Here is a 26,324-nt window from a genome sequence, read left to right on the forward strand (position 1 = left end):
ATAATGTGACGTTTGCTCATTTATTGTTTAACGAATCCTTGCTCTTGCTTAATTGTTTGGTAAAAATTCATTCGTAAACGCTTTTTCGCTATCCAGAGGCTTATCCAGTAAATCATTGTCATACATCCAGGTCGAATAATTTTCCCATACTTCTAATTTTTGTTCGCCCCATCTAGCTGCATCATCTTGATACTTATCCGCTAACCATTTTTGACTTGCTTTTACTAAGTCTGCGTCCAAATCAGGCTCGGCTTGAATTAAAATCTCGGCCGCTTCATCAGGGTTTTCAATTGCTAGTTCATACCCTTTTGTTACAGCAGCTAAAAATTGCTTAATCGTATCTGGGTCTTCTTCTATCATCGTTTCATTGGTTGCCAATACTGGCGTATAGTAATCTAATTTTTCCGTATAATCAGTAAGATAAACCATATTGATCTCTTCATTTCGAAGTTCCGCTTCAATGCCTGTCCAACCATAAAATATCCAAGCAAAATCAATATCACGTTCTACCGCAGTAAAGAAATCGGTATCGCCCATATTAACAATGTCCACTTTCTCAACGTCAGCATCATCTTGCTTCATCAACGAGCTAATTACTGCTTTTTCAAGGGGGGCACCCCAGCCGCCATACGTTTTTCCTTCGAAGTCTTTAGGCTCTGTAATATCTTTTTCCTTTGGCGAGGCAAATCCAGACGTATTATGCTGAATAACTGCTGCAATTGATACAATAGGGATATCTTGTACTCTTGCTTCCGTAATCCCTTCTTGGTAACTTACACCAAAATCAGCCTTACCAGAAGCCACTAATTGATCAGCACCTGCTTCTCCTGGCATCTTAATATCAACATCCAATCCTTGCTCTTCAAAGTAGCCTTTTTCCTTCGCTACATAGAGTCCTGTATGATTCGTATTTGGCGTCCAATCAAGCACTACAGAAACTTCTTTTCGTGCTTTATCTGCTGATTTTTCTTCTTTACCTTGCTCACTGTCATTTGCATTGCATGCTGTTAGTAAAACAATGAGCAAACTAAGCATAATAAATTTTTTCAATCTGTCTCCTCCTCCAGTATAACTACAGCTATGTAAGGTGCAGAGAATAAGGAAAACTTTATTTCACGATCGACTTAGCTTTCCCCTTCATTGATGGATAAATAACCTGATTGGGAAGTCTAGCAACAATCCATTCTCTCTTAGGTTTTTTGTTGATATTGGATGTTTATCATTTTGAAAAGCACGCATGAGTTTAAAAAAAGCCTTAGGCGATTACGTACACCTAGGGCTTTTTGCACATGCAAATGATACTTTCTTATCGACATGTTCCCTACGCTGGTTTTACCCAGATCAGGTTCTAAGAGTCCGTATCTTAAGGATACAATCTCAACCAGCAACACTGGTCCCCCTACAACGCTTGTATGCTATTAAATAGTTGTCTTTCCATAAGTAACTATGCCATATTTGAAGGGATTTAGCAAGTTTTAATAGGTCTTTTTGTGCAAGGAAATAGCATTAACTATGTCTTGTTTCCAAATGTTTTTATTAAACATATCCAATAACTGTAACAAATAATAAATACATAAACTTCGGAAAATGAATGTTTATTGAATAAAAAACTTGACATAAAGAATATAATATTTTACATTATGAATATAATACTTTACTAAGTAATATTTTTAATATATCTTTAAGTTCCTTTAATAATTACGACTAAAGAAGGTGGTCATCATGCTTAGCAATAGAATAGCAGTATGTAGGGCAGAAAAGAAATGGACACAACAAAGACTAGCTGAAGAAGTAGGTATAAGCCGCCAAACAGTTACAGCTATGGAAAATAAAAAGTATAACCCTTCACTCATTTTAGCATTTAAAGTATCAAAAGCTTTAGGTAAACCAATTACAGAAGTTTTTAATTACAAGGAGGAAATTTAAATGTCTACAACCTTAGTGATGATTTTTTTAGTAATTATTATTGTTTCAGAACTTTACAAATCAAACTTTGAAAAATCAGTTGAATCGAGAGATGAAAGAGGTCGACTTATTTTATTAAGAGTTAAGTCACTATCATATAACTTTTTAACTGGTGGAATTTTTCTAGGTATGTTCTTGACAGCTATTTTTAACATCATGGAGTTAGAATTTTTCCCTTTTTATGTCTTAGCGATATTTTTGTTACAAGGTGTTATATCATCCGTGTATTTAGCTATTATTAGGAAGAAAGAAATTTGAAAAGTAGATAGCACAACAAAGAACATGCTCTAAGCTGATTTCATTCTCGAGAAAAAACTAGCAACGTGTTTATACTTAAGCTAGATTTAGACAATACAATTACATATTAATGATGATAATTAAAGCTGCTCGACTACCTTCTTGTAATCGCTATCAAGAAGCTGTTCACATAAATCTTTTAGCTATTTCTTCATTACTATTTTTTTATTTACATACCTTTCTCGGTACTTTTTGCAAGATTATAATATTTACTAGCATTCAGGACTACCATAAATATTCTTTATTTGTAATTAGCTTTCTCGGTTTCTAAACGTCACCCTATACAATTACTACCTCTTTTACACCAATTTTTCATTTACGCTATTTCTCTATTCCCTCCATTATTTTCAGATAGGCTCCAGATCCTAAACAATATGAAATAGATGACTGCACTAATTAAAGCACAAACCATAATAAAGCCAAAAACCTTTATAGATGTTTGGCTGGAAGAGCCATACCTGACCTTCATGTAGTAACGCAGCGGAAAGAAGGAAAAACTTGACTTACCAACAAGTCTCTATAACGAAAATCATTGTATTTTTTATACTATAGCCATAGAATCTTAAGCATTTTCTGAAAGCTAGTTTGGATAGCATGAAAAGCTTCCCAATCCTTCACTACAAAGTAATATATAACCTCGTTTATCTTAAAGTTGCGGGTGAAAAGCCAATTAAAAACCTCCCTATTCGCTATTACACGAACAGGGAGGCCGTTAACTATTTGTTATTTATTCAAGTTGTAAAATGCTGTTTTTCCAGCGTATTCGCCCATGCCAGCTAATTCATCTTCAATACGTAGTAATTGATTGTATTTAGCTACACGATCGGTACGTGATGGAGCACCTGTTTTAATTTGGCCAGCATTTGTTGCTACAGCAATGTCTGCAATGGTAGCATCTTCTGTTTCACCAGAACGGTGAGAGATAACAGCTGTGTAACCAGCGCGTTTTGCCATTTCGATAGCTTCAAATGTTTCCGTTAAAGTACCGATTTGGTTCACTTTAATAAGGATGGAGTTACCAATTCCTTGCTCAATACCTCTAGCTAATTTTTCTGTATTGGTTACGAACAAGTCATCTCCAACTAGTTGTACTTTTTTGCCTAGACGATCTGTTAGAAGTTTGAAACCATCCCAATCATTTTCATCTAGACCATCTTCAATAGAAACGATTGGATATTTACTAATCATATCTTCATACCAATCAACCATTTCTGCAGAAGTACGTACAACACCTTCGCCTTTTAAGTTGTATTTGCCATCTTCGTAAATTTCAGAAGCGGCTACGTCCATTGCTAATTTCACTTCTTCACCAGGCTTATAGCCAGCTGCTTCGATAGCTTCTACAATCGTTTGTAATGCTTCTTCGTTAGAGCCAAGGTTAGGTGCAAAACCACCTTCATCTCCTACAGAAGTGTTGTAACCTTTTGATTTCAATACATTTTTCAAGGAGTGGAAAATCTCTGCGCCCGTACGAAGTGCTTCTTGGAACGTTTCTGCTCCTACTGGCATAACCATAAATTCCTGAATATCTACGTTGTTGTCTGCATGTTCCCCACCATTTAAAATGTTCATCATTGGTGTCGGTAATGTTTTGGCATTGAATCCACCAAGATAGTTGTAAAGTGGTACTTCTAAATAGCTTGCTGCAGCGTGTGCAACAGCCATGGAAACACCTAGAATAGCATTTGCACCTAATTTTCCTTTATTATCAGTGCCATCTAAGTCAATCATTAGTGCATCGATAATATTTTGACGCGTTACATCAATTCCTAATAGTTCAGGTGCAATTACTTCATTCACATTTTGCACTGCTTTTAAGACACCTTTACCTAGATAGCGGCTTTTATCGCCATCACGTAATTCTACTGCTTCATATTCTCCTGTAGAAGCTCCGCTAGGAACTAATGCAGAACCAAAAGCACCTGATTCTGTAAATACTTCTACTTCAACGGTTGGATTACCGCGAGAATCTAAAACTTCGCGTGCGTAAACATCTGTAATATATGGCATTCAAATCGTCTCCTTTTTTTTCAAAACGTTTGTTAGTTTTAGTATTTTATTAATGATTCGCCAGTCATTTCTTTTGGCTTTTCAATATCTAATAAATCAAGTAAGGTTGGGGCTAAGTCTGCTAAAATTCCGCCTTCACGTAAGCTGATCCCCTCTTTTGTAACGATAACAGGAACCGGATTCGTTGTATGAGCAGTCATTGGCTTTCCGTCTGGTGTAATGACTTCATCCGAATTACCGTGGTCAGCTGTAATAATAGCGTGTCCGCCAAGTTCAATAATCTTATCAACAATTTTTCCGAGGCACTCGTCAACGGTTTCGATAGCTTTAACAGTTGGCTCTAATTTTCCAGAGTGTCCTACCATATCTGGATTGGCGAAATTTAAAATAATCGCATTACGGTCACCAGTTTCGAGTTCTTCTAATAACGCGTCCGTCACTTCGTAAGCACTCATTTCTGGTTTTAAATCGTATGTCGCTACTTTTGGTGAATTAATTAAAATTCTTTTTTCACCTGGAAATTCCGCTTCACGTCCCCCACTCATGAAATACGTAACATGTGGGTATTTCTCCGTTTCAGCGATTCGCAATTGCTTCATATCATGCTGTGCTAAAACTTCACCAACTGTATTATCTAAATTAACCGGTTCATAGGCAACATAGCCGTTTACTGTTTCGCTAAAGTTCGTTAACATCACAAAGTCTAAGTTTTTCGGCACTTTGTCTCCACGGTCAAAGTCATGAAAATCTTCATTGGCAAATGTACGTGAGATTTGAATAGCGCGATCTGGACGGAAGTTGTAAAAGATAATGGAGTCTCCATCTTCCACAGTTCCAACTGGGTCACCAGCTTCATTCGTAATAACGGATGGAATGACGAACTCATCATAGATTTCACTAGCATAAGACTCTTCCACAACAGCGAGTGGATCCGTGTATTTCGGACCTTCTCCGTACACCATGGCGTCATATGCTTTTTTCACACGATCCCAACGCTTGTCCCGATCCATGGAATAATAACGTCCAGAAATCGTCGCAATTTGCCCAACTCCATATTCTGCTATCTTATCTTGTGTTTGCTTAATATATGTTTTAGCAGTCTGTGGACCAACATCTCGTCCGTCTAAAAATGCATGGATATAAACTTTCTCTAGTTCTTGTTCTTTTGCAAGCTTCAAAAGCGCAAACAGGTGATTAATATGGCTGTGTACACCACCATCAGAAAGCAAACCAAAAATGTGTAGCGCCTTCCCATTTTTTTTCGCATGTTGCATCGATTTTATGAACGCTTCTTTTTCAAAGAATTCGCCTTCTTTAATCGATAGATTAACACGGGTTAAACTTTGATACACAATTCTCCCTGCACCAATATTTAAGTGACCGACTTCAGAGTTACCCATTTGCCCTTCTGGTAAACCGACAGCTTCACCACAAGCTGTTAGCTGATTATGGGCGTATTGATTCCAATAGCGGTCAAAATTAGGCTTGTTCGCATGTTTGACAGCATTCCCTTTTTCTTCGTCACGAATAGCGAAACCATCTAAGATGATTAATGCCGCTAGTTTGTTTTGTTTCATTTGGCACCTGCCTCCACTAATTGCAAGAATGATGCTGGTTCAAGGCTTGCTCCACCAACTAATGCACCATCAATATCGGATTGAGCCAGTAATTCATCAACATTTGCAGGTTTTACACTGCCACCATATTGAATAATGACTTTGCTCGCCGTTTCTTTAGAAGTAAGTTTTGCAACCACTTCACGAATATGCGTACAAACTTCATTTGCTTGTTCACTCGTTGCTGTTTTTCCTGTACCAATAGCCCAAATCGGCTCATAGGCAATAATTGTGTTAGCAACTTGTTCTTCGCTAAGCGCTTCTAGAGCTTTTGTAACTTGCATTTCGACATGATCCATTGTTTCGTTAGCTTCACGCTGTTCTAGTGTTTCACCAACACAAACAATTGGTGTTAGTCCGTGTTTAAATGCAGCATGCACTTTCTTATTCACTGTTTCATCTGTCTCGTTATAATATTCTCTACGCTCTGAATGCCCTAAAACAACATAAGTTACACCTAAGTCCGCAAGCATTTCAGGACTTACTTCGCCTGTAAATGCACCACTTTCTTCATAATGCATCGTTTGAGCAGCAACTGCTAACTTCGAACCTTTTGCTTTTTCCACAAGCTGAGCTAAGTATGGAAATGGGGAACAAACGATAGCCTCCACCTTGTCTGATTGAGGTAGTTTTACTTTCACCTCATCGACAAACTGACTCGCTTCACTTGCTAGCTTGTTCATTTTCCAGTTTCCAGCAATTACTTTTTTGCGCATCGTCTCACCTCATACCAATTTATTTGTCAGTTAAAGCAGCTACACCTGGAAGAACTTTACCTTCCATAAATTCCAAAGAAGCTCCTCCACCAGTTGATACATGATCCATTTTATCACTTAGACTAAATTTTTCTACTGCAGCAGCTGAATCGCCACCACCGATTACTGTATAGCCTTCTGTTTTTGCTAATGCATTAGCAACTGCCTTTGTACCATCCGCGAAAGCTTCCATTTCGAAAACTCCCATTGGACCATTCCAAATAATTAATTTAGATTTAGCAACAATTTCAGCATACTTTTCTGATGTTTTAGGACCAATATCCAATGCTTCCCAATCCGCTGGAATTTGATCAATGTCCACTTCTTTTTTATTTGCATCTTCAGCAAATTTGTCAGCTACAACAGCGTCAACTGGAAGAACAAAATCTACGCCTTTGTCTTTAGCTTTTTGCATAAATTGCTTGGCTAGATCAATTTTGTCTTCTTCCAATAGGGAATTACCAATTTCATAACCTTGCGCTTTAATAAACGTATAAGCTAAGCCACCACCAATAATTAAATGGTCAACTTTTTCAAGTAAATGATCGATAACATCGATTTTATCTTTTACTTTCGCACCACCAATGATAGCTGTGAAAGGACGTTCTGGATTTTCTAATGCTTTACCTAAAACGGATAATTCTTTTTCCATTAAAAATCCTGCAGCAGCTGGAAGCTTTTCAGCTACACCAGTTGTGGAAGCGTGGGCACGATGAGCTGCGCCAAATGCATCATTGACATACACATCTGCTAGATCAGCAAAGGCCTGAGACAATGCTTCGTCATTCTTTTCTTCGCCCGCTTCGAAACGAACGTTTTCAACTAAAATAATGTCGCCTTCGCTTACCTTAGAAATAGCCTCTTGCACTTCCTCACCATATACGGCATCTGTTTTAACTACTTCTTTCCCAATTAAATCACTTAGTCGTTTTGCTACAGGGTCGAGACGTAGTTCTTCTACGACCTTCCCTTTAGGACGACCAAGATGGCTTGCTAAAATGATAATTGCACCTTGATTGGATAAATATTCTATGGTAGGGAGAGCTGCTTTAATTCTTGTATCATCTGTTACCTCTCCATCCTTCATCGGTACATTAAAATCCACACGGCAAAAAACTTTTTTCCCTTTAACATCAAGGTCTTTTACTGACATTTTATTCATGTTCTTCTGCCTCCTAAATGTAGGATATGTAATTATCCCTTTATCGAATTGTTAGGTACAAAGAAATAGAACTATCCAAAAAATAAATTTCTACTTCATTCATTCTTCGTCTTAGCACACCAATCGCTTGTTTTCATTTAAGCTATCGCTAAAATGTCAAGCGTAGTTCTAACTTTGTCAGTTTCTTCATAAACTATACAAAGATCCCTTTCTCCGAAGACTACTTAAACATTTTATATCTTTTCTTACAAGGAAAAACGGAGGAGGAATAACCATGCTCCTCCCCCGCTATTTTTTCTTATAGTCCTTTGTTTTTCATTAATACTGCTAAATCAACACAGCGAGCAGAGTAGCCCATTTCGTTATCGTACCAAGAAACAACTTTCACTAAGTTATCTTCTAGAACAATAGTAGACAAACCATCCACAATGGAAGAATGCTGGTTACCTAAAATATCTGTAGATACAAGTGGTGCTTCACTGTATTCAAGAACACCTTTTAGTTCACCGTCTGCAGCTTCTTTTAGTGCTGCATTGATTTCTTCTGCTGTTACATTCTTATCTAATTCAGCTACAAGGTCAACTAGAGAACCGTCTGGTGTAGGTACACGCACAGCTCCACCATTTAGTTTACCATTTAATTCTGGAAGAACTTTCCCTACTGCTTTAGCAGCACCTGTTGTTGTTGGAATAATATTTTGTGCTGCTGCACGAGCACGACGATAATCTTTATGTGGCAAATCAAGGATTTGCTGATCATTTGTATAAGAGTGGATTGTAGTCATTAGTCCACGTTTAATACCAAAGTTGTCATGTAATACTTTAGCGTACGGTGCCAAGCAGTTTGTCGTACAAGATGCATTCGATACAACATGATGGTTAGCTGGGTCATATTCTTTATCGTTAACACCCATTACTACTGTTAAATCTTCGTTTTTACCAGGTGCAGAAATAATAACTTTTTTTGCACCTGCATCAAGATGCTTTTGTGCATCTTCTCTATTTGTAAAACGTCCTGTAGATTCCATAACAATTTCTACACCAAGTTTATCCCAGCCTAATTGAGCAGGATCTCTTTCAGACATTACTTTAATTTCTTTTCCACCAACAACAATATTTGAACCATTGACAGAAACTTCTTCCTTCAACATGCCATGGACAGAGTCATACTTTAATAGATGAGCTAGCATTTCAGCGTCAGTTAAGTCGTTGATTGCTACTACTTCTACATCTTCATTTTGTAGAGCTAGACGAAATACGAGACGTCCTATTCTACCGAAACCGTTAATTCCTACTTTTACTGCCATGATAATTCCTCCTAAAAATGAATTAAATTATATATATTAAAGGGTGGATATTCCCTTTAAAATCTCTTCCGCCGCTGCTTCATCTGTAATGAGCAGGTTTGTTGTTGCTCGTTTGAAATAGGAAGCAATTGCTTGCGCCTTGGAGCGACCGCCAGCAACGGTAACAACAAAAGGAACTTTCCCTAAATCTTCTAGTTGTATTCCGACTGTACGCACCTTATGTACAACATTTCCCTTTTTGTCGAAATAATAACCAAATGCTTCACTAACTGCTTGATGTTTGCGTAGTTTCTCCACAATGTCTGCATTTGTTTTCCTTCTGTATGCCATCGTTAACGCATCACCAATACCATGCATTACAACAGTTGCAGTTTTTATTTGCTGCAATGTTTCTTTGACGCTTGGCTCTTGGATAATCATTTGATAAGCCGATTCACTTAACGGATCAGGGACATAAAGTAGCCGATAGTCACCATGAGCTTTACGAGCCATTTCAGCTGCGATTGTGTTCGCTTGGTTCTCTACCTTTTCACCAATACCCCCTCGAGCTGGAAGAAAAAGGGCTTCATTGCTTTGTTCAAAAGGTGTCATTGCCGCTGCAATGGCAGCCATTGTCGTTCCACCAGTTACAGCAATGGTCGGATGTTCACCAACCATGTTTTTCAAACTGGCTACACAAGCTTTTCCCATTTCTTGCTTGACCCACTCATGATCATCACTATTTCCAGGAACAACGATAACGTCAGTAATGGACAGTGCATCTTTTAATTTGTTTTCTAGTGCACGCAAGTCCATGATTTCATTCATAAATGTACCTAACTGTTCCAAAATTAATTTACCCGCTTTTGTGATAAACATACCTTTAGCAGTAATTTGAATTAAATCTTGCTCCTGTAAAAGTTCTATTTCTCCTCGTACAGTTCTCTCGGTAACATTTGTGTTATCAGCTAATCCCCTGCGACCTATTGGCTCCAACAAATCTATCGTGCGTAACATTGCATAACGTCGTTGCATCACATCCAACAGATCAGGTAGCAGCCTTTTTTGTAGTTGAATCAAGTTTCTCATTACGAAGGACTCCTTCACCTGGTCTTTTGGAGTCCCGGGTGGAATTAATACGTCCCGGAAGCTGCAAAAAAAATTTTTCCTTGCTTTATGTTTTCTTGCTTACATGTATATTATACCAAATTTATTTATTTACACAACCGATTTAATGTTAAAATTATGTGAAGCAAATTTAATTAGACAAAATATGAAGTAAAACTTGGCTTATCGCCAAGTCTTTATATTAATAATACAATTTCTTAATTCGATAAACCTTAATACCAAAATAAGTAATTTGTTAAATCGTTGACAAAAATGAATAGATAGTCAGTTATTTTCTCTCATAAAAAGCTTTTAGTATTTTCGCTAATTCTCTCGAAGCTTGTTCATTTACTTCATGTCCTGCATTGTCAACCATGTGAAGTTCAGAATTCGAAATGTATTCTGCTAATTTTTTTGCTGCTTTTTTGTTTACATGGTCTTTCCTACCACAAACAACCATCGTATCGCACATAATATCACTTAATTTTCCACTGAAATTAAGCGTAGTCATTGTATTTGTTAGCTGAATAAAGTCTTTCTTTTCAAAGCCTATATTTTGAAAGGAAGACTTCGGAACAAACTTAAATACCATATTTTGCAATTTCAACAACATTTTCGGCATGTTATATTGCACCGCTATTAATACTAATGAATCTACCTTTTCAGGATAATCAATTGTATAATTTAAAGCTAATACTCCGCCTAATGAGAGCCCACAAAGATGTAACGGTTCGTCAAAATTTTCACAGTACGTATTGAAACTATCATACAAATTTTGATACGTGACCTCTTTATGCTGAAGCATCGCAGAAAGGTTTGGACTATATATATTACGATATTCGCTTAAATAAGCAATCGTATCCTGCCAACTGGATGCACTTTGCCCAAGCCCATGAATAAGAACAACATGCCCCATATACAACAACCTTTCGCTATTATTTTTAAAAAACTGTAGGATAGTAACTTATATCAGATATGATTAATGTTCTAATAAGCTCTTCGTACAGCATGTTTAAATATTTTATGCTTATATCAAATACTTGATGTATTTTTGAAAAAAAGCACATAAAGCACTAGCAAGAAAAATAATGTGCATATCTCATTTTTTATTACCTACATGTTGATCTAAAAGAATTTTCAGCGTCTGCCAATTTAGTTGGGATGCGTCCAATATTGCATTATTTACTTTTACACAAGGAATTAATAACTGGTATTCCTCTAACCAAAGATCATTCGTATAAATATCACATTCTCGAATTTCGAAATCGTATTCATCTTGAAAAAATTCTAACATAAACTTTGCTTCATTACATAAAAGGCAAGCTTTTTTTGTATAAAAATGGATCGTTACCAAACTAACATTCCTTTCTTTTCGTAGATGATGGTATTTGTAGTTGCTCTCTATATTTCATGACTGTACGTCTCGCAATTTGAATTGTATATTTCTCAGCGATCAATTTTCGTAACTTCTCATCAGACAGCGGCTTATACTTATCTTCCTGCGCTATAAGGTCAGCAATCATATTCTTAATTGCAAGCGCAGAAGCTTTGGTGCCGTTGCTTTGCTTAACGCCAGATTGCAAAAAGAAATTTAATGGTAAAATGCCATTTGGTGTTTGCACATATTTATGAGCAATGGCCCTACTTATAGTGGAAACGTGTAATGCCAATTCTTCTGCAATATCTTTTAATGTTAATGGCTGCATCATATGTGTGCCCTGTTCAAAATACAGAGATTGCTTTTCAACCATACATTGAATAACACGTTCTAATGTATCACCTCGATAAGTAATCGCTTTTTTCACCATTTCTATTTGCGTTTGTTTTTCTTTAATATATTTCTCCGTTTCTTTTCCAACCCCTTCCATATGAAAATATGCCTCATTTAAAGTGATTTTTGGCTTGCTCCACGAATAAAAAGATAATTGCCATTTCCCATTTTCTTTATAAATAGAAGCTTCTGGAATAATGTAATGATCTATCTTCGTATCAAGTAAGTGCCCTGGTTTCGGGTGACATGCTTTAATTTGTGCAAATAAACCCTTTACATATGTTTCACTTTTACCGTATTCATTGGCTACAGCTTCTACATCTTCTTCCGCTACCCATTGTAAATGATTTTCTAATAAATTATGTACTAATGGTTTATCCGCAGCAGAAATTTTTAATTGTAATATAATACATTCGCTTAAGGTTCTGGCGCCAATTCCAGCTGGTTCTAGTGATTGGATAAGTTTTACCGCTTGCTCTACCTGCTCTAATGTCGCATGACACTGCTTTGCCCAAAGTTGTAACTCAACATCCAAGTAACCGTTTTCATTTATGGAATCAATACCATATAATACAATAGGTCGCATTTTTTCAGGTATATGTAATATATATAACTGTTTTTTCAAATGGTCGTACATGCTTAACTCACTTGCATTGATTTCTCCAGGTGCTATAACATCGTCCGTTGATGAACCATATGGAAGAGTAGGGTCATCATAGTTTATTTCTTCAATGAGCGGGTTTTCTTTTTCCAATTCTTTTAAATAATCCACCAGTTCTGTATTGGAAAGTTGTAATATTTGAATCGATTGCATTAAGGATTGGTTCATCTTCCACTGTAAGACTTGTTCATTAACAAGTTGTAATTTCATGACCATTCCCCTTTCTTTACCCTTTCATTTATTGTGCCATAAAAACAAAAATCCTTCTAGAGAAGTTTAAAAAGAACTTATAACACATGTGGAATCTATTCTTTTACTATCATGAAGTCAACATTGTATCCTTTTCTATCGTATAGCAAAGCATATTTTATAGATTATTTCCCTTTTATTCTCCATCTAAAAGTGATTAACGTGTTTCTACACCATCTTATATGCTATAATCAGCTTACACATAAGGAGGATCATGCGCATGATAGAGGTATATACAGACGGTGCATCCTGTGGTAATCCAGGACCAAGTGGTGCGGGTGTTTATATCAAACATGGACAGAAACATTATAAATACAGCTATTTTTTAGGGGATTTTTCCAACCATGAAGCGGAATTTCATGCAGTTATTAAAGCTTTAATGATCTGCAAAGATACATTCCCTTCTGATATTTTATCTTTTCGATCTGATTCTAGAATCGTTGTAGATACAATCGAGAAAAATCACACCAAAAACACCCTGTTCATCCCATTATTACACCAAATATGTGAGCTCGCCTCTGATTTTCCGCACTTTTTTATTAAATGGATTCCGGAAAAACAAAATAAGCAAGCAGACAAATTAGCTAGAATAGCTATTCAGCACCAAACAAATAGGCAGAATAGTTGAGGTTTTTTAAGTTATTCTTGTTTAGACAAGGAGTGTTTACATTGGACCCTGGCGAAATATCTGTTTTAGTAGCAAGTATAAGCATAAGGGAAGAAAAGCATGGATTTACTATTATTAGTATGTCCCCTGCTTTAACGCTTATCGGAAGCGGAAGAAGTGCAGTTGTATGTAAAATCCGATCGACAAATAGAGTAATTAAAGTATTTCCATCAGGTTATGAGCATATAGCGCGCGAAGAAGCTACTGTTTATGAACAATTACAAGATTGTGCTTTATTTCCGGAGCTATACGCAAGTGGTGCTAATTATCTCGTACTCGATTATATTGACGGAGTTACCTTATACGATTGTTTAGTTCAAGGAATCCCTTTTACAAAGAAGCATATTGATGAAGCTGATCAAGCATTTGCATATGCAAAACGACAAGGTCTAAACCCAGCTGATATCCATCTACGAAATATTATTCTTACACCTGCGAATACGATTAAAGTAATCGATGTTGCTAGATTTAAACAGGAGGAGTATGACCAGCAGTGGGAAGATATTAAATTCTATCTTCATTCCATCTATTTCAAGAGGTATTGCCCAAATAGAATACCAATTTTGGTTTTGCGAAGCATTGCGACATTATATAAGAACAAACTAACGAGCAGGTTGCTTGGTAGGCGAAAGCATGTTAGAAAAACTGGTCTAATTGCCAATTCAATGTGGAAAAAGCCGTAATGTTGCTTATGCGATAAATCTTAAAACATTTATACTTTCCCTAGTGAAACCGTTCTATTCTGTTAATCAAAAATATGAGAAAAACTTAGCTTGTCGTCTAATCTTATGTTTTCCTAAAAGTTCAAGAAGTTCAACTCTCTCTATTCGTCGCCAACAACTCCACCATTTTCCACTCTTGTGGATTGCTTGAAGTACTTTAAAAATAACTTTCAACAAGCAAAGCTACATCGTTTTATAGCGAGGTAGCTTTTTATTATTATTTCGAATAACGATGGATCGTTTGTAGCATATATCTTAATTCAACAGCTGTTATTTGTCCGGGAGCAGAAGCTTGTATCGCCGAGCCAAAAGAAGCGGCAGAACCTACAACTTCTCCTCCAATCCTACTTAATATACCTAATGGCCCCATTGCTATAGTAATGAATGGCTTTTGGGCATAGGTTGATTTCATTTTTGCCGCAACTTGTAATAGACGCAAAACATCTTCTTCATTTTGCGGCATTACCGCTAATTTTACAATATCTGCTCCAGTCTCTTGCATGGCTATTAGACGTGCTAACATGTCTCCATTAGCGGGAGTGGTTTGAAAATCATGGTTAGACATTAGAACAATTACATTATTTTGTCGAGCGCATTGTATTAGTCTTTCTGTAATCGTTTGTTCCATGTATAGTTCAACATCAATGACATCAATGCATCCTGACTCTATAACTTGACTTAATAATTCTTCATAGTAGTTAAGCGTTACTTCTTTCCTCCCCCTTCTTTATAAGTACGGAAGGTGAAAAGCAATGGAATATCATCGATTAACTTTCTAATTTCTGCTAGTGAACGAAGTACTTTTTCTATATTATTGACATGTAAGAAAGCATCCGCACGCCATTCTATCATATCAGGTTTTTCCTGCTTAGCTTCACTTAATTCATGGCTCATTTCTTGCAATGTTTTTCCCATTATTGGAATGATAATCTTTGGCATTCCTTTTCCTAAATGTAAATTTTTAATTTTTACCGTCTCCACACCTAACGCCTCCTCGTATACTATTTTTACTATTTCACCCATTATTACGAACATTTTATGTTTTTCTGTTTGAAATTTTATACATACTTGACATTCGCAAAAAGCGCAAGCTCATGCTCTTTCCGCTGGGAGTCAGCACCTTGGTTCAAGCCTGATCATCATTCATAGACAATAGCAAATCATCTGTTTTACATATCGCCGCTTCTATTAAATATTTATTATAAGTCTATTAGACAGGATTGCCAACAAAAATATAATTTTCCTTGTACAAGTTACTAGCTTTTCGCTTATAATAAATAAAATATAACTTATTGTTTGCTTTTTGTTAAAAGTAATGACTAGCTAGAAGCCGATGCGCCATTATAAAATAAAATAATCTTATTACATGTATTTTTCTCTAATGAAAGATAGCAAAACTTCTTTGATGTAAGGGGCTGTTACACCTCCGCTCCCCAAATTAGAACATGTAAATCATATGAATAACCAAATGAGTGAAGAATAAGATCCTTATTAAATAGAAGACTCGCTTTATTTGCAAGTCAAAAAGAAAGAGGTAACCCAATGTATAATGAAACCCCTATACGTCAAAAAAGCATTGTTTTAATTGGATTTATGGGAGTTGGTAAAACTTCTATCGGTAAATCAGTAGCTGCAAAACTGTACAGAGATTTTATTGATGCTGATCAGGTCATTGAAAACATATTTAAAATGCCAACCACAGATATATTTAAAACATATGGCGAACCGTTTTTTAGAAAAAAAGAAAAAGAGATCATTCGTAGTTTATGTGAGCAAAAATTAAAAATCATCTCATTAGGTGGAGGTGCTTTCCTACAAGAGGAAATTAGAAGCATTTGCTTAGAAAAGTGTATTGTTTTCTACCTTGATTTATCTTGGGATTCATGGAAGGATAGAATTAATTTACTCATTGACAGTAGACCTGTGTTACAAGGAAAAAGCATAGCAGAAATCAAGCAATTATTTCATGAACGTAAAGTCATCTATCAAACGCATCATTCAACAGTACAGACCGATTCTCTCATGATAGAAGAAGTAGCAGATTATATTGTAAAAGCTTTAAAAACAGCTTGGGATATTTACGAACCGCAAACGAAATAGGTAGGATGTCAACAAGTGATATTTATAAACGAAGATACTTTCAAGAGCTAATAAATGTCCATCAGATTTAGAATAATTTGGCTATCGCCAAGCCTTTCTGGCGATAGCAAAAGCATTCCCTTATTTTGTCATACACATAAGGGCGGCCCACCAATTAGAAATGCAGACCAACCATCATACTACTACGTCCATATATCCAACACTTGCCTCCGCTTGATTGCTTTGCCTGATTGCAAATAAAGACACTCATTTGTGATCTGCTTTACCTTCCCTTTGCTAGTTAAAAAATCACGACCATTGAAGTACTTAATTTCAATAACGATACCCTGACGAACGGCAGCTTGTAATTGGACATCCAACTCCTCCAGCTTTTGTTCGTCCAAAATAGGCATTTTTTTGCGCTCAAGCTTTTCCCACATATCCTGAAGTACATCCACATGCTCTGGTAACATCATAGAGGTCCATTTTATCGTCCCTCGATCATATATCTTCATCTTATGCACTTCCCTTTCTTTTCACACGATCACAAGAAAGGATATAGCTAAATTTAAACCTGCGAACTTCTTTACGATAAAAACAAAATGCTATAAATGCGTCTTCGTATATCTCTATCACACGTATGAATCGTTGTGTTATTTGATTATTTTGATCCATATAAAACAGAACCAGTTTTTGCTTGTTCTCCTTTGACCACTGTAACATGGAGTTCATCGTATAGCCCCCTAAAGAACGTTTGTTCTCATTATACCACAAAAAACCGGACGTGTGTACGTTTTTTAGTCATTGCAAAAGAAACCTACGCTTGAGATTCTGTATCTTGCCGATCTTTCGTTAATGCTACCAAGGAAAGTGCTTCTCGAACAATGGAATTAATTTTTTCGTGAACAAGAGCTTCTCCATATACTTGTTTAGCTGCTTCAATTTGCTCGACAACATCATCAGTAAAAGAAATGAGGGGGGCGTCCGCTTCCATATTGTTATACAGCTCAATAAAAGTATCTAACGCTTTATCAAATTGTTTACTTTCTTCTTCTGAAGCCTTCATCATGCATCACCTTCCATAAGTTTGCCCCAAAAACAAAACGAACAAACTATAAAAAAAGGAAAAGCGCTTTTTCACCCCCTACCCCTCTCGCAGCACATATTCTCGCTCATCCTAAGGCTTTCCATTTAATACGAGCTGCTATTTGCTGTAATATACGCTTATGTTCTAACAATATCGCCTCCGCTTCCACTAAACGCACCTCTTGAAAACGAACAGAAGTATTTGGTCGTGTTTGAGCAAGCGTGGCTAAATCGGCCGAAATAACTTGAGCAATTTTTGGATAACCTCCTGTAGTTTGGCTGTCGGCCATTAAAATAATAGGTTGTCCATTTGGAGGAACTTGAATGGTTCCAAATGTAACTGCTTCGGAAAGCATATCAAATTTTTCAGTCAAGGATAGCAAGTGACCCGTTAAGCGGTACCCCATTCGGTCTGATTGCGTTGTAATGGTATAATTTTCATGAAAGAACGCGTATTTACTTCTTTTATCGAATTGCTCAAATTCATTACCTTTCATAATTCGAATGAATGAATGATTATGAAAGGTAATGAGTGGAGAAGGATTGACTGACCAAGATAAATGATCAGGGGCGCGTTCTAATTGATGCACGAGTGCTTCTGCTATAAGACTCCTATCACCACAAGCAAAAGTATCGCCTTTTTGTAAGGTCCTTCCACCATATCCACCTATGCCAGCTCTTACATACGTACTTTTACTATCCATTATTTTTGGTACATGAATACCTCCAGCAAAGGAAACATAGGCATAGCACCCTTTAATAGCAAATCGAAACTGGAGAACAGAACCTTTTTTCACTAAAATCGGACGCCACATAGGTACTGGTTTCCCATCTAATTTGGGCGTTAAATCGCCTCCAGTAATAGCAATAACATGCGATTCATTAAATTGTAAGGTTGCTCCAGCTAACGCCATTTCTATTACCGCTTCTTTTTCCTCATTTCCTACAAGCAAGTTAGCAATCCGTAAAGAATAAGCATCCATTGGTCCGCTTACAATTACTCCATATTTTTGATAGCCAAATCGACCCAAATCCTGAACTGTTGTATACAGACCTGCCTGGAGCACACGTACACTATTCATTCTCCTTCCCTCCCCGTCGATATTGCCTATACTCCTCCAGGGATATGGATACGAACTGTATCGTATCACCAGCTTTTAACAAGGATGGCGGTACTTGATCAGGTAAAAATAAATCAATGGGGGTACGGCCAATAATTTGCCAGCCTCCTGGCGTCGCTAAAGGATATACCCCTGTTTGTGCTCCAGCAATTCCCACTGATCCTGGTGCAATAGTTAAGCGGGGTGTATTTTTGCGAGGAGTAGCAATTTGTTTACTCATACCACCAATAAAAGGAAAACCAGGAGCGAAACCAAGCATATAGACCAAATATTCTTTTTCCGTATGAATACGAATGACATCCTCGATGGACAAATTGTGATAATTGGCGACATACTCTAAATCTGGACCATAATCACTACCATAGAGAACAGGGATGACAACCTTTTGGCCAATAAATATTTTCCTGTCATCGTTTAATTTATGTAGTAGCCCATTTATGTAAGTCTTTACGATCTCAAAAGGAGATACAGGTGTTATATGAAAAGGCTGCGATTCATACACCGTATAAGGGTCATAATAAACAGTCACATTAAGGTAAGCAGGCACACATTCTATAAATCCAACAAAAGGGGTATCTTCTAAAAGAGTTACGAAATGCAATATTTTTTGGTGTACGATTGGGTTTAAATCATCTCCTAATTGTACTATAAGAGCAGATTCATTAAACGGCCAAATCTTTACTTTATTTAGAACACAACTCATCCAATTACCTTCTTTAATCCATTTTTTGAAATAATGATAAAAACATATACTGATTATACGACTTATAAAAATAGTACGTCAATATGACATGTGACAAAATTCTAATTAAACAATAAATAACAATCTTTTCAACATAAAAACAATATGCTACTATTTCTTTATACTAAAAATTTAAAAACTAGTATTAAATCTATTGAAGAGGAAGAAGATAATGGTATATCAAGTAGACTTAAATTGTGATATGGGAGAAAGTTTCGGAAGGTATAAACTAAGTGAACAAAAGGAAATTTTAACGTATGTTTCCTCAGCTAACATCGCTTGTGGTTTTCATGCCGGAGACCCTACTGTAATGAGAGAAACAGTGCAACTGGCTCTAGAAAATGGAGTGAAGGTCGGAGCGCACCCTGGCTTGCCAGATTTAATTGGATTTGGAAGGCGAGAGATGGCGATCACAGCTCAACAGGCTTATGATATGGTTGTATATCAAATTGGCGCACTACATGCTTTCTTAACTACATACAATGCGCAAATGCAACACGTGAAGCCTCACGGCGCCTTATATAATATGGCCGCCAAAGACAAGGAATTGGCTGCTGCCATTGCGCAAGCTGTAAATGATTTTTCCACAAATCTAGTATTGTATGCTTTATCTGGCAGTGAACTTGCGAAAGCCGGAGAAAAAATCGGTTTGACGACTGCCCACGAAGTATTTGCCGATCGCACTTACCAATCAGATGGCTCATTAACTTCTCGTAATGAAAATAATGCATTAATTACCAACAGAGAACAAGCAGTATTGCAAGTAATTCGTATGGTGACAGAGAGTAAAGTCATTTCTACACAAAACAATGCTGTTCCACTAAAAGCAGATACCATTTGTATCCATGGAGATGGTAAACATGCTCTTGAATTTGCTGCTTATATAACCGATGCGTTCCAAAAACACAACATCCGAATTTCCCCAGTTTAATTGAGAAAGGAAAAACTACATGACTGCAAAGAAAATACATTCTCAACTTGAGACAAAAAAAGTGAAAAAGAAATCTAACAGAAGCATTCTTCTTGGAGCAGCCTTTTTAATGGCGACTTCGTCAGTAGGTCCAGGATTTTTAACACAAACGACTGTATTTACACAACAGTTAGCTGCAAGTTTTGCCTTTGTCATATTCGTTTCTTTATTATTAGATGTGTTTGCACAGCTAAATATTTGGAGGATTATTGCAGTAACAGAGCTACGAGGTCAAGAAATTGCTAATAAAGTCCTCCCTGGGCTTGGCATTATTTTAGCAATTCTCATCGTGTTAGGAGGTCTCGCTTTTAATATAGGAAACGTTGCTGGAGCTGGCCTAGGTTTAAATGCTATGCTCGGTTTAAGCCCCATTTATGGAGCAATAATAAGCGCCATTTTTGCTATCTTGATTTTCACCATAAAAGAGGCCAGTAAAGCAATGGATAAAGTGGTACAAGTTGCTGGCTTTATTATGATATTATTAATGCTCTATGTAGCTTTTAAAACCTCTCCACCTGTTGGAGAAGCGATGATAAACACGGTAAAGCCAGAAAAAATTAGCATGTATGCCATCATTACTTTAGTTGGAGGAACTGTTGGTGGTTACATCACCTTTGCAGGTGGACATCGTTTGTTAGATGCTGGAATAAAAGGAGAAAAAAATTTATCCTACGTAACAAAAAGTTCTATAACTGGCATCGTTGTTACAGGTGTAATGCGTGTGGCCTTATTCTTAGCAGTTCTCGGTGTTATCTCACAAGGACTAAGCATAGACCCTAGCAATCCCCCAGCTTCCGTTTTTCAACTAGCCGTTGGTGATATAGGGTATCGACTGTTTGGCGTAATTATGTGGGCAGCAGCTATAACTTCTATAGTTGGAGCAGCCTATACCTCTGTTTCATTTATTCGTTCTTTTAGTCCAACGATTGAAAAATATCATAATTGGATTACCATTTTATTTATTATCATTTCTACAGCTACATTTGCTTTCATTGGCAAACCTGTTCAGATGCTTATATTAGTAGGGGCTTTAAATGCCCTTATCTTGCCACTTGCTTTAGGAACCCTATTGGTGGCTGCAAATAAGAAAAAAATTGTTGGTTCGTATAAACATCCACTTTGGTTAACAATAACTGGAGGAATTGTAGTTGTGTTGATGGGTTACTTAGGCATTCTAACAATGGTAGAGCAAATTCCTTTGTTTTTTTAGAAAAACTTGGTTAGCGCCAATCTTTATAGATCGAGGAGAAAGGAACCTATCTTTTTGGATTGTGTTCCTTTCCCTCGCATATCTGTGTGGGAGTTATAAATGCACACGGATCCTATCCAATATCTTTCTCAAAATGCAGCTAATCCTTTCCCTTCATTCGTAAGTTTAAAACCCGGATTTCGGAAGTAGAAATTTACGCAAAAACAGCTGAATGCTTCCCATGTGAACGACTTATGCTGGCTTCTGCGGTTCGTCCACTTCATTTACTAGTTATTTCCATAATAGATGCTGGCTCGAAATGCGTGCCATGGTAGTTTACTATAGTACAAATTAAGCGTATCCTTGAACCGATAGAGAGAACCCCCACACCTCAAGCTAAGTTGTAATTAATTTGCCTGTTCTTTAGGGCGTATTACTCCAACATCAATATGAAACTTTCCAGCAAATATAAAACACACCCTCCATTGCTACGAAATGAGTAATAATGGAGGGTGCATACAAAACAAATTCCAAAATGCAAAGAAATACTTTTATTCAGGCTTAGCCGCCCATAGTTCAATTTCAATCTTTATTTCAGGTAAGCCTAATTCAGAAATATAGCCAATCGTCATTGCAGGGTAATTTTCACCAAATAGGCCATCCCACTCAGAATATAGATAGTCCCAATCGATCTTTTCTGTAGCCCAAATATTTACTTTAATGATGTTATTCTCATCTAATGCTTCCGATTCGAGAACATGTTTCATATTAATAAAGGTGTTTTTAACTTGAGCGTTAAAATCAATCGGGATATCTCCCTTCATGTCCACTCCAATTTGCCCTGAGGTTACAAAAAGATCTGCTTCTTTAGGTATTCTTGTAATATGCGTATAGTTACCCACTGGAGTGGGCATTGTTACAGGGTTTTTTCTAGTAATTTTTCCGTTCATTTTATTACCTCGCCATCAAATTATTCTACTATTATTCTTCAAAAGCTATTTTGGGCACACTTCACCAATTTATATAACTTTTAGAAAAAAACAGCAGTAGAGTATCCATATCCCATTGATAAATAAGCAAGTATTTTTTTCTTCATGAGCTAGATACTCCTTCCTTAAAGATGACAAAGTAAATTCTTTATTCAATATACCACATTCTTTTTAAATCCACAATTATAGCATTAAGAATTAACCTCATTAGATTTTTTAATTCCATTCATTTTTTGGCATGCTGCACTTGTACTGCACAACTATTCCTTTATAGAAAAAATAAAAACGCCCCTTTTATTACTTACATAGACAGTAATAAAAAGAGACGTTTTAGTCATCTAATATCATAAAAAATTACAGTATGAGATACCATAAAAACTTCCGATGGTTTTCTCGGATATAAAATCTTTTTTACGCGCCCGGAGGGATTTGAACCCCCGACTCACGGTACCGGAAACCGTTGCTCTATCCCCTGAGCTACGGGCGCATATTTTTATTTTGAATGAAGACACATAGGATATTATAACCTGTATTCTAATAATAGACAACCCCTTTTTTCTTTTGTATGTTTATTTTCATAGAAAACGGGAATAAATGGAAGTATATTTGTCAAACTTCAATGTTTATTGTTTGACCTTATTTGACCTATTAGTTATGATAAATATATCGATATCAAAGATATACGAATAGATAGAGGAGGATAATTGTTATGAATTTAATACCAACAGTAATTGAACAAACTAACCGCGGTGAACGCGCCTATGACATCTACTCACGCTTACTTAAAGATCGAATCATTATGTTAGGAAGTGCGATTGACGATAACGTTGCAAATTCCATTGTAGCCCAATTATTATTTCTAGACGCAGAGGATCCTGAAAAAGATATTTCACTATACATCAACTCACCAGGTGGATCAATCACTGCCGGCATGGCAATTTACGATACGATGCAACTCATTAAGCCAGACGTTTCTACAATCTGTACAGGAATGGCAGCATCTATGGGGGCATTCCTATTAACTGCGGGTGCCAAAGGCAAACGTTACGCATTACCTAATAGTGAGGTAATGATTCATCAACCACTAGGTGGAACACAAGGGCAAGCAACAGACATAGAGATTCATGCACGTCGAATCATTCAAATGCGTGAAAAAATTAATCAAATCCTTTCTGAACGAACAGGACAGCCAATTGAAGTCATTGAACGTGACACAGATCGCGATAACTTCATGACAGCTGAAAAGTCTGTAGAATATGGTTTAATTGATAAGGTACTAGAGCGTAAACCTGATTAAAGAACATAGAAAGCCACCCTTTTTGGGTGGCTTTCTATGTTTCAGAAACAAACTTTGTTAACCTTTCAATAGCCTGTTCTTCATCTGTTCCGTCAGCAATAAGTGTAATCTCTTCTCCAGCAACTATAGCTATGCTCATTAATCCCATAATGCTTTTTGCGTTCACTTTTTTCCCATTTTTTTCAATAAAAACATGAGCATGAAAACGATTTGCTTCTTGAACAAATTCCGCTGCTGGTCTAGCTTGTAGACCAGTAGAAAGATTTACTTTAATTATCCGTTCAACCAATTAGATCATCCTCTCTCCCTCTACAGTAAGCGTTATCATTACCCTCTGATATCGCTAGAATCAACCTAAAAGCCTTCCCATATTGCTTTTACTTTATGCAAACTATTACTACAACATGGAAGAGAGGAACCCCTCTCCATGTTATCTTATCTATGCAAAATATTTATAATTTACAACCATTATATCATGGTACATTTTGTAAGCAAAGATTAAGGTACAAACTCGCCATTTCTAATTTTTTCGGCGAAGTCATCGATTTTCTTCAAACGATGATTTACACCTGATTTAGATATCTTACCACTTTCTACTAATTCACCTAATTCTTTCAAGGAAACTTCTTGGTGTTTTACACGGAGAACAGCAATTTCCTTGAGCTTTTCTGGTAACTGCTCCAAACCAACTGTACGATCAATGAACTGTATGTTTTCAATTTGGCGAAAAGCTGCTCCAATTGTTTTATTTAAGTTTGCTGTTTCACAGTTAACAATACGGTTAACCGAATTGCGCATATCTCGAACAATACGCACATCTTCAAATTTAAATAGAGCATTATAAGCACCAATTATACTTAAGAATTCTGAAATTTTTTCTGCTTCTTTTATATAAACTATATACCCGTTTTTTCGTTGTAATTTACGAGCATGTAATTCAAATTGGTTAAGCAAATCACAAAATGAATTATTATGTTCCTCATAAATATTAAAAATTTCCAGATGGTAAGAAGACGTCTCTGGATTGTTCACTGACCCACCAGCAAGAAATGCTCCACGCAAATAAGCTCTCTTACAACAAGACTTATGAATAAGATGATCAGAAATAACCCGATTAAACGTCATTGGTTCTTGCAAAATATGGAGATCTACCAAAATTGGTCTTACACCTTCATTCAAACGAACAATATATACATTATTTTTTTTCAATTTCATTTTCTTTCTTACTAATAATTCCACTCTTGTATTATAAGTTGCTTTAATTAAAGAATAAATCCTTCTCGCTATAGCAGCATTTTCCGTCTGTATATCCAAAGTATATTTTTGCTTTGATATTGAAATTGTCCCATTCATTCGAACTAATGCAGCTAATTCCGCATATTTACAGCAATCATCTACTTCGATTGCTGTTAATTCTTTTTTTATTTCGGAAGCAAAGGACATACTTATCCCTCCCTTCTACAGATCAATAGTAGGTGCTATTAATGGCGGCCATCAAGGCTACAGATTACATTGTTTCGTTTTTAAAATAAATTTTTCTGTGAAAGCTATTTCCTTTCTTGCTCCTATTACACTAGTTCTTCAAATACAAAATTGACGTGACACCTTTTTTATCTACAATATTCATTTGTTCAAAAGCGAATGTAGCAATGATGCAATTTTATGATTATCATGCCTTAAAGTAGGCTGTGTCGGATCAATAATATCTCCCTCTATAATTTGCAGGCCCATACCTATTAAACGCTCTATATCATATACCACGGGAGAAGCGTTTTCTTCTGCATACATCTCTCGTATCGTTTTTTCAATGGGTTCATTATGTACGACAATCGCATCAACACTTGCTTCTCCAATATGATCACAAATAGCTTGCACGTGGTCAGCAGCTGTATAACCAGTAGTTTCGCCCTCTTGCGTCATGACATTACAAACATATACCACTTGGCATTTTGCATTTTTTATTGCTTCTGCTATTTGTGGCATAATGATGGTCGGCATGATACTTGTATACAAGCTACCAGGTGCAATAACGATTAAATCGGCATTATTTAGAGCACGTACTGCATTCGGTAATGGTTCAACAGGCTGTGGGCTTAAAAAAACACGTTTTATTCTTTTGTTAGATAAAGGAATTTTCGACTCCCCAGACACGATTGTCCCGTCCTCCATTTCAGCATGGAGCGACATGTTATCATTTGAGATCGGATATATTTTTCCTTTTACATTTAGGACGCGAGAGATTTCTCTAATCCCCATATTAAAATTCCCCGTAATCGAACTCATTGCTGCTAGGAGTAAATTTCCAAGTGAATGACCAGATAAGCCATTACAAACATCAAAACGATGCTGAAATAATTCAATTAACATCGGTTCAGCATCAGATAAAGCTGCAATCACGTTACGAATATCCCCTGGAGCAGGAATTGCCATTTCATTACGTAACCTTCCCGTACTTCCTCCATCATCGGCTACAGTAACTAATGCTGTTAAATGAATAGGTAAATCCTTCAGACCTCGGAGTAGGACAGGCATCCCCGTTCCCCCTCCAACAACTACTACATTCGGACGTTTCTCCTCAGTCATA

At 36.6% G+C, this 26,324-nt stretch carries 27 protein-coding genes, 1 tRNA gene, 1 pseudogene and 1 riboswitch; of the genes and pseudogenes, 8 read left to right on the plus strand and 21 right to left on the minus strand.

The genetic code is table 11. From position 1 onward, the window contains the following. Positions 1-48: 48 nt before the first annotated feature. On the minus strand, positions 49-1,050 hold the full coding sequence (locus D9780_RS11050; protein WP_121640124.1) for an ABC transporter substrate-binding protein: 1,002 nt from the start codon (positions 1,048-1,050) through the stop codon (positions 49-51). Between the two features lie 251 nt (positions 1,051-1,301). After that, positions 1,302-1,411: riboswitch (TPP riboswitch) on the minus strand. Positions 1,412-1,722: 311 nt separating this feature from the next. Here D9780_RS11050 and D9780_RS11055 point away from each other — a divergent pair. Both D9780_RS11055 and D9780_RS11060 read left to right on the plus strand, forming a co-directional pair. Continuing rightward, the gene (locus tag D9780_RS11055) at positions 1,723-1,926 is read left to right on the plus strand and encodes a helix-turn-helix transcriptional regulator (RefSeq protein WP_073007481.1); all 204 of its coding nucleotides are present in this window, start codon (positions 1,723-1,725) and stop codon (positions 1,924-1,926) included. After that, complete coding sequence (locus D9780_RS11060) at positions 1,927-2,223, plus strand: hypothetical protein (protein WP_073007482.1); 297 nt, start codon at positions 1,927-1,929, stop codon at positions 2,221-2,223. Positions 2,224-2,985: 762 nt separating this feature from the next. On the opposite strand, the gene eno is transcribed toward D9780_RS11060, so the two are convergent. The 9 genes from eno to rpoN all read right to left on the minus strand — a co-directional run bounded on the left by eno (position 2,986) and on the right by rpoN (position 12,839). Further along, positions 2,986-4,272 carry a phosphopyruvate hydratase gene (gene eno / locus D9780_RS11065; protein WP_073007485.1) on the minus strand — a complete coding sequence of 429 codons (1,287 nt, stop codon included), beginning with the start codon at positions 4,270-4,272 and terminating at the stop codon, positions 2,986-2,988. A gap of 38 nt (positions 4,273-4,310) precedes the next feature. Continuing rightward, the gene (gpmI, locus tag D9780_RS11070; RefSeq protein WP_073007488.1) at positions 4,311-5,849 is read right to left on the minus strand and encodes a 2,3-bisphosphoglycerate-independent phosphoglycerate mutase; all 1,539 of its coding nucleotides are present in this window, start codon (positions 5,847-5,849) and stop codon (positions 4,311-4,313) included. Then, positions 5,846-6,604 carry a triose-phosphate isomerase gene (tpiA, locus tag D9780_RS11075; protein ID WP_116279233.1) on the minus strand — a complete coding sequence of 253 codons (759 nt, stop codon included), beginning with the start codon at positions 6,602-6,604 and terminating at the stop codon, positions 5,846-5,848. Before tpiA ends, gpmI begins: the two co-directional genes overlap by 4 nt. Positions 6,605-6,623: 19 nt before the next feature. Continuing rightward, positions 6,624-7,805 (minus strand): phosphoglycerate kinase, encoded by a 1,182-nt coding sequence (gene pgk / locus D9780_RS11080; RefSeq protein ID WP_121640125.1) that lies wholly within the window; start codon positions 7,803-7,805, stop codon positions 6,624-6,626. A 298-nt stretch (positions 7,806-8,103) separates the two neighbouring features. After that, positions 8,104-9,111, minus strand: coding sequence for a type I glyceraldehyde-3-phosphate dehydrogenase (gene gap / locus D9780_RS11085; RefSeq protein WP_073007494.1), 1,008 nt, complete (start codon positions 9,109-9,111; stop codon positions 8,104-8,106). 36 nt (positions 9,112-9,147) lie between these two features. Then, on the minus strand, positions 9,148-10,179 hold the full coding sequence (locus D9780_RS11090; protein ID WP_121640126.1) for a sugar-binding transcriptional regulator: 1,032 nt from the start codon (positions 10,177-10,179) through the stop codon (positions 9,148-9,150). A gap of 307 nt (positions 10,180-10,486) precedes the next feature. Continuing rightward, entirely contained in the window at positions 10,487-11,113 is a 627-nt protein-coding gene (locus tag D9780_RS11095) for an alpha/beta fold hydrolase (protein ID WP_121640127.1), read from the minus strand. Positions 11,114-11,296: 183 nt separating this feature from the next. Next, on the minus strand, positions 11,297-11,491 hold the full coding sequence (locus D9780_RS11100; protein ID WP_240458666.1) for a glutaredoxin family protein: 195 nt from the start codon (positions 11,489-11,491) through the stop codon (positions 11,297-11,299). A 61-nt stretch (positions 11,492-11,552) separates the two neighbouring features. Further along, on the minus strand, positions 11,553-12,839 hold the full coding sequence (gene rpoN, locus D9780_RS11105; RefSeq protein ID WP_121640129.1) for an RNA polymerase factor sigma-54: 1,287 nt from the start codon (positions 12,837-12,839) through the stop codon (positions 11,553-11,555). 259 nt (positions 12,840-13,098) lie between these two features. Here rpoN and D9780_RS11110 point away from each other — a divergent pair, with 259 nt between their 5' ends. Together D9780_RS11110 and D9780_RS11115 are read left to right on the plus strand one after the other, a co-directional pair. After that, entirely contained in the window at positions 13,099-13,506 is a 408-nt protein-coding gene (locus D9780_RS11110) for a ribonuclease HI family protein (protein WP_121640130.1), read from the plus strand. A 41-nt stretch (positions 13,507-13,547) separates the two neighbouring features. After that, positions 13,548-14,228, plus strand: coding sequence for a protein kinase family protein (locus tag D9780_RS11115; protein WP_121640131.1), 681 nt, complete (start codon positions 13,548-13,550; stop codon positions 14,226-14,228). Between the two features lie 256 nt (positions 14,229-14,484). On the opposite strand, the pseudogene aroD reads toward D9780_RS11115, so the two are convergent. Beyond that, positions 14,485-15,302: pseudogene (aroD, locus tag D9780_RS21660) on the minus strand (type I 3-dehydroquinate dehydratase). Positions 15,303-15,809: 507 nt separating this feature from the next. Here aroD and D9780_RS11130 point away from each other — a divergent pair. Then, a complete protein-coding gene (locus tag D9780_RS11130) occupies positions 15,810-16,367 on the plus strand; it encodes a shikimate kinase (protein ID WP_121640134.1) in 558 nt (185 codons plus the stop codon). Positions 16,368-16,549: 182 nt separating this feature from the next. Here the strand turns inward: D9780_RS11130 and D9780_RS11135 are convergent, their stop codons facing one another. From D9780_RS11135 to pxpB, 5 genes are all read right to left on the minus strand, one after another. Continuing rightward, a complete protein-coding gene (locus D9780_RS11135) occupies positions 16,550-16,861 on the minus strand; it encodes a YolD-like family protein (RefSeq protein WP_073007513.1) in 312 nt (103 codons plus the stop codon). Between the two features lies 1 nt (position 16,862). Continuing rightward, positions 16,863-17,078, minus strand: a complete 216-nt coding sequence (locus tag D9780_RS11140) for a hypothetical protein (RefSeq protein WP_073007515.1) — start codon at positions 17,076-17,078, stop codon at positions 16,863-16,865. An 85-nt stretch (positions 17,079-17,163) separates the two neighbouring features. After that, a complete protein-coding gene (locus D9780_RS11145) occupies positions 17,164-17,415 on the minus strand; it encodes an atypical membrane-integrating protein (Mistic protein) (RefSeq protein ID WP_240458667.1) in 252 nt (83 codons plus the stop codon). Positions 17,416-17,518: 103 nt separating this feature from the next. Then, positions 17,519-18,514: a 5-oxoprolinase subunit C family protein gene (locus D9780_RS11150; protein ID WP_121640135.1), complete on the minus strand. Its 996-nt coding sequence runs from the start codon at positions 18,512-18,514 to the stop codon at positions 17,519-17,521. After that, a complete protein-coding gene (pxpB, locus tag D9780_RS11155) occupies positions 18,507-19,256 on the minus strand; it encodes a 5-oxoprolinase subunit PxpB (RefSeq protein WP_121640136.1) in 750 nt (249 codons plus the stop codon). Before pxpB ends, D9780_RS11150 begins: the two co-directional genes overlap by 8 nt. Before the next feature lie 211 nt (positions 19,257-19,467). On the opposite strand from pxpB, the gene D9780_RS11160 reads away from it, so the two are divergent. Then, positions 19,468-20,226 carry a LamB/YcsF family protein gene (locus tag D9780_RS11160; RefSeq protein WP_121640137.1) on the plus strand — a complete coding sequence of 253 codons (759 nt, stop codon included), beginning with the start codon at positions 19,468-19,470 and terminating at the stop codon, positions 20,224-20,226. Positions 20,227-20,245: 19 nt separating this feature from the next. Beyond that, the gene (locus D9780_RS11165; protein ID WP_121640138.1) at positions 20,246-21,475 is read left to right on the plus strand and encodes an NRAMP family divalent metal transporter; all 1,230 of its coding nucleotides are present in this window, start codon (positions 20,246-20,248) and stop codon (positions 21,473-21,475) included. A 530-nt stretch (positions 21,476-22,005) separates the two neighbouring features. On the opposite strand, the gene D9780_RS11170 is transcribed toward D9780_RS11165, so the two are convergent. Further along, positions 22,006-22,404, minus strand: coding sequence for a RidA family protein (locus D9780_RS11170; RefSeq protein WP_116279218.1), 399 nt, complete (start codon positions 22,402-22,404; stop codon positions 22,006-22,008). 453 nt (positions 22,405-22,857) lie between these two features. Beyond that, positions 22,858-22,930, minus strand: a tRNA-Arg gene (locus D9780_RS11175). Between the two features lie 222 nt (positions 22,931-23,152). Between D9780_RS11175 and clpP the strand changes: the two genes are divergently transcribed. Further along, entirely contained in the window at positions 23,153-23,740 is a 588-nt protein-coding gene (gene clpP / locus D9780_RS11180) for an ATP-dependent Clp endopeptidase proteolytic subunit ClpP (protein ID WP_077705264.1), read from the plus strand. A 34-nt stretch (positions 23,741-23,774) separates the two neighbouring features. Here clpP and D9780_RS11185 read toward each other — a convergent pair whose 3' ends face one another. From D9780_RS11185 to yvcK, 3 genes are all read right to left on the minus strand, one after another. Further along, the gene (locus D9780_RS11185; protein WP_073007535.1) at positions 23,775-24,029 is read right to left on the minus strand and encodes an HPr family phosphocarrier protein; all 255 of its coding nucleotides are present in this window, start codon (positions 24,027-24,029) and stop codon (positions 23,775-23,777) included. 209 nt (positions 24,030-24,238) lie between these two features. Continuing rightward, complete coding sequence (gene whiA, locus D9780_RS11190; RefSeq protein WP_121640139.1) at positions 24,239-25,183, minus strand: DNA-binding protein WhiA; 945 nt, start codon at positions 25,181-25,183, stop codon at positions 24,239-24,241. 180 nt (positions 25,184-25,363) lie between these two features. After that, on the minus strand, positions 25,364-26,323 hold the full coding sequence (gene yvcK, locus D9780_RS11195) for a gluconeogenesis factor YvcK family protein (RefSeq protein ID WP_073007542.1): 960 nt from the start codon (positions 26,321-26,323) through the stop codon (positions 25,364-25,366). Position 26,324 lies beyond the last annotated feature (1 nt).

The organism is Virgibacillus sp. Bac330 (assembly GCF_003667845.1).
GTDB lineage: Bacteria > Bacillota > Bacilli > Bacillales > Amphibacillaceae > Virgibacillus > Virgibacillus chiguensis.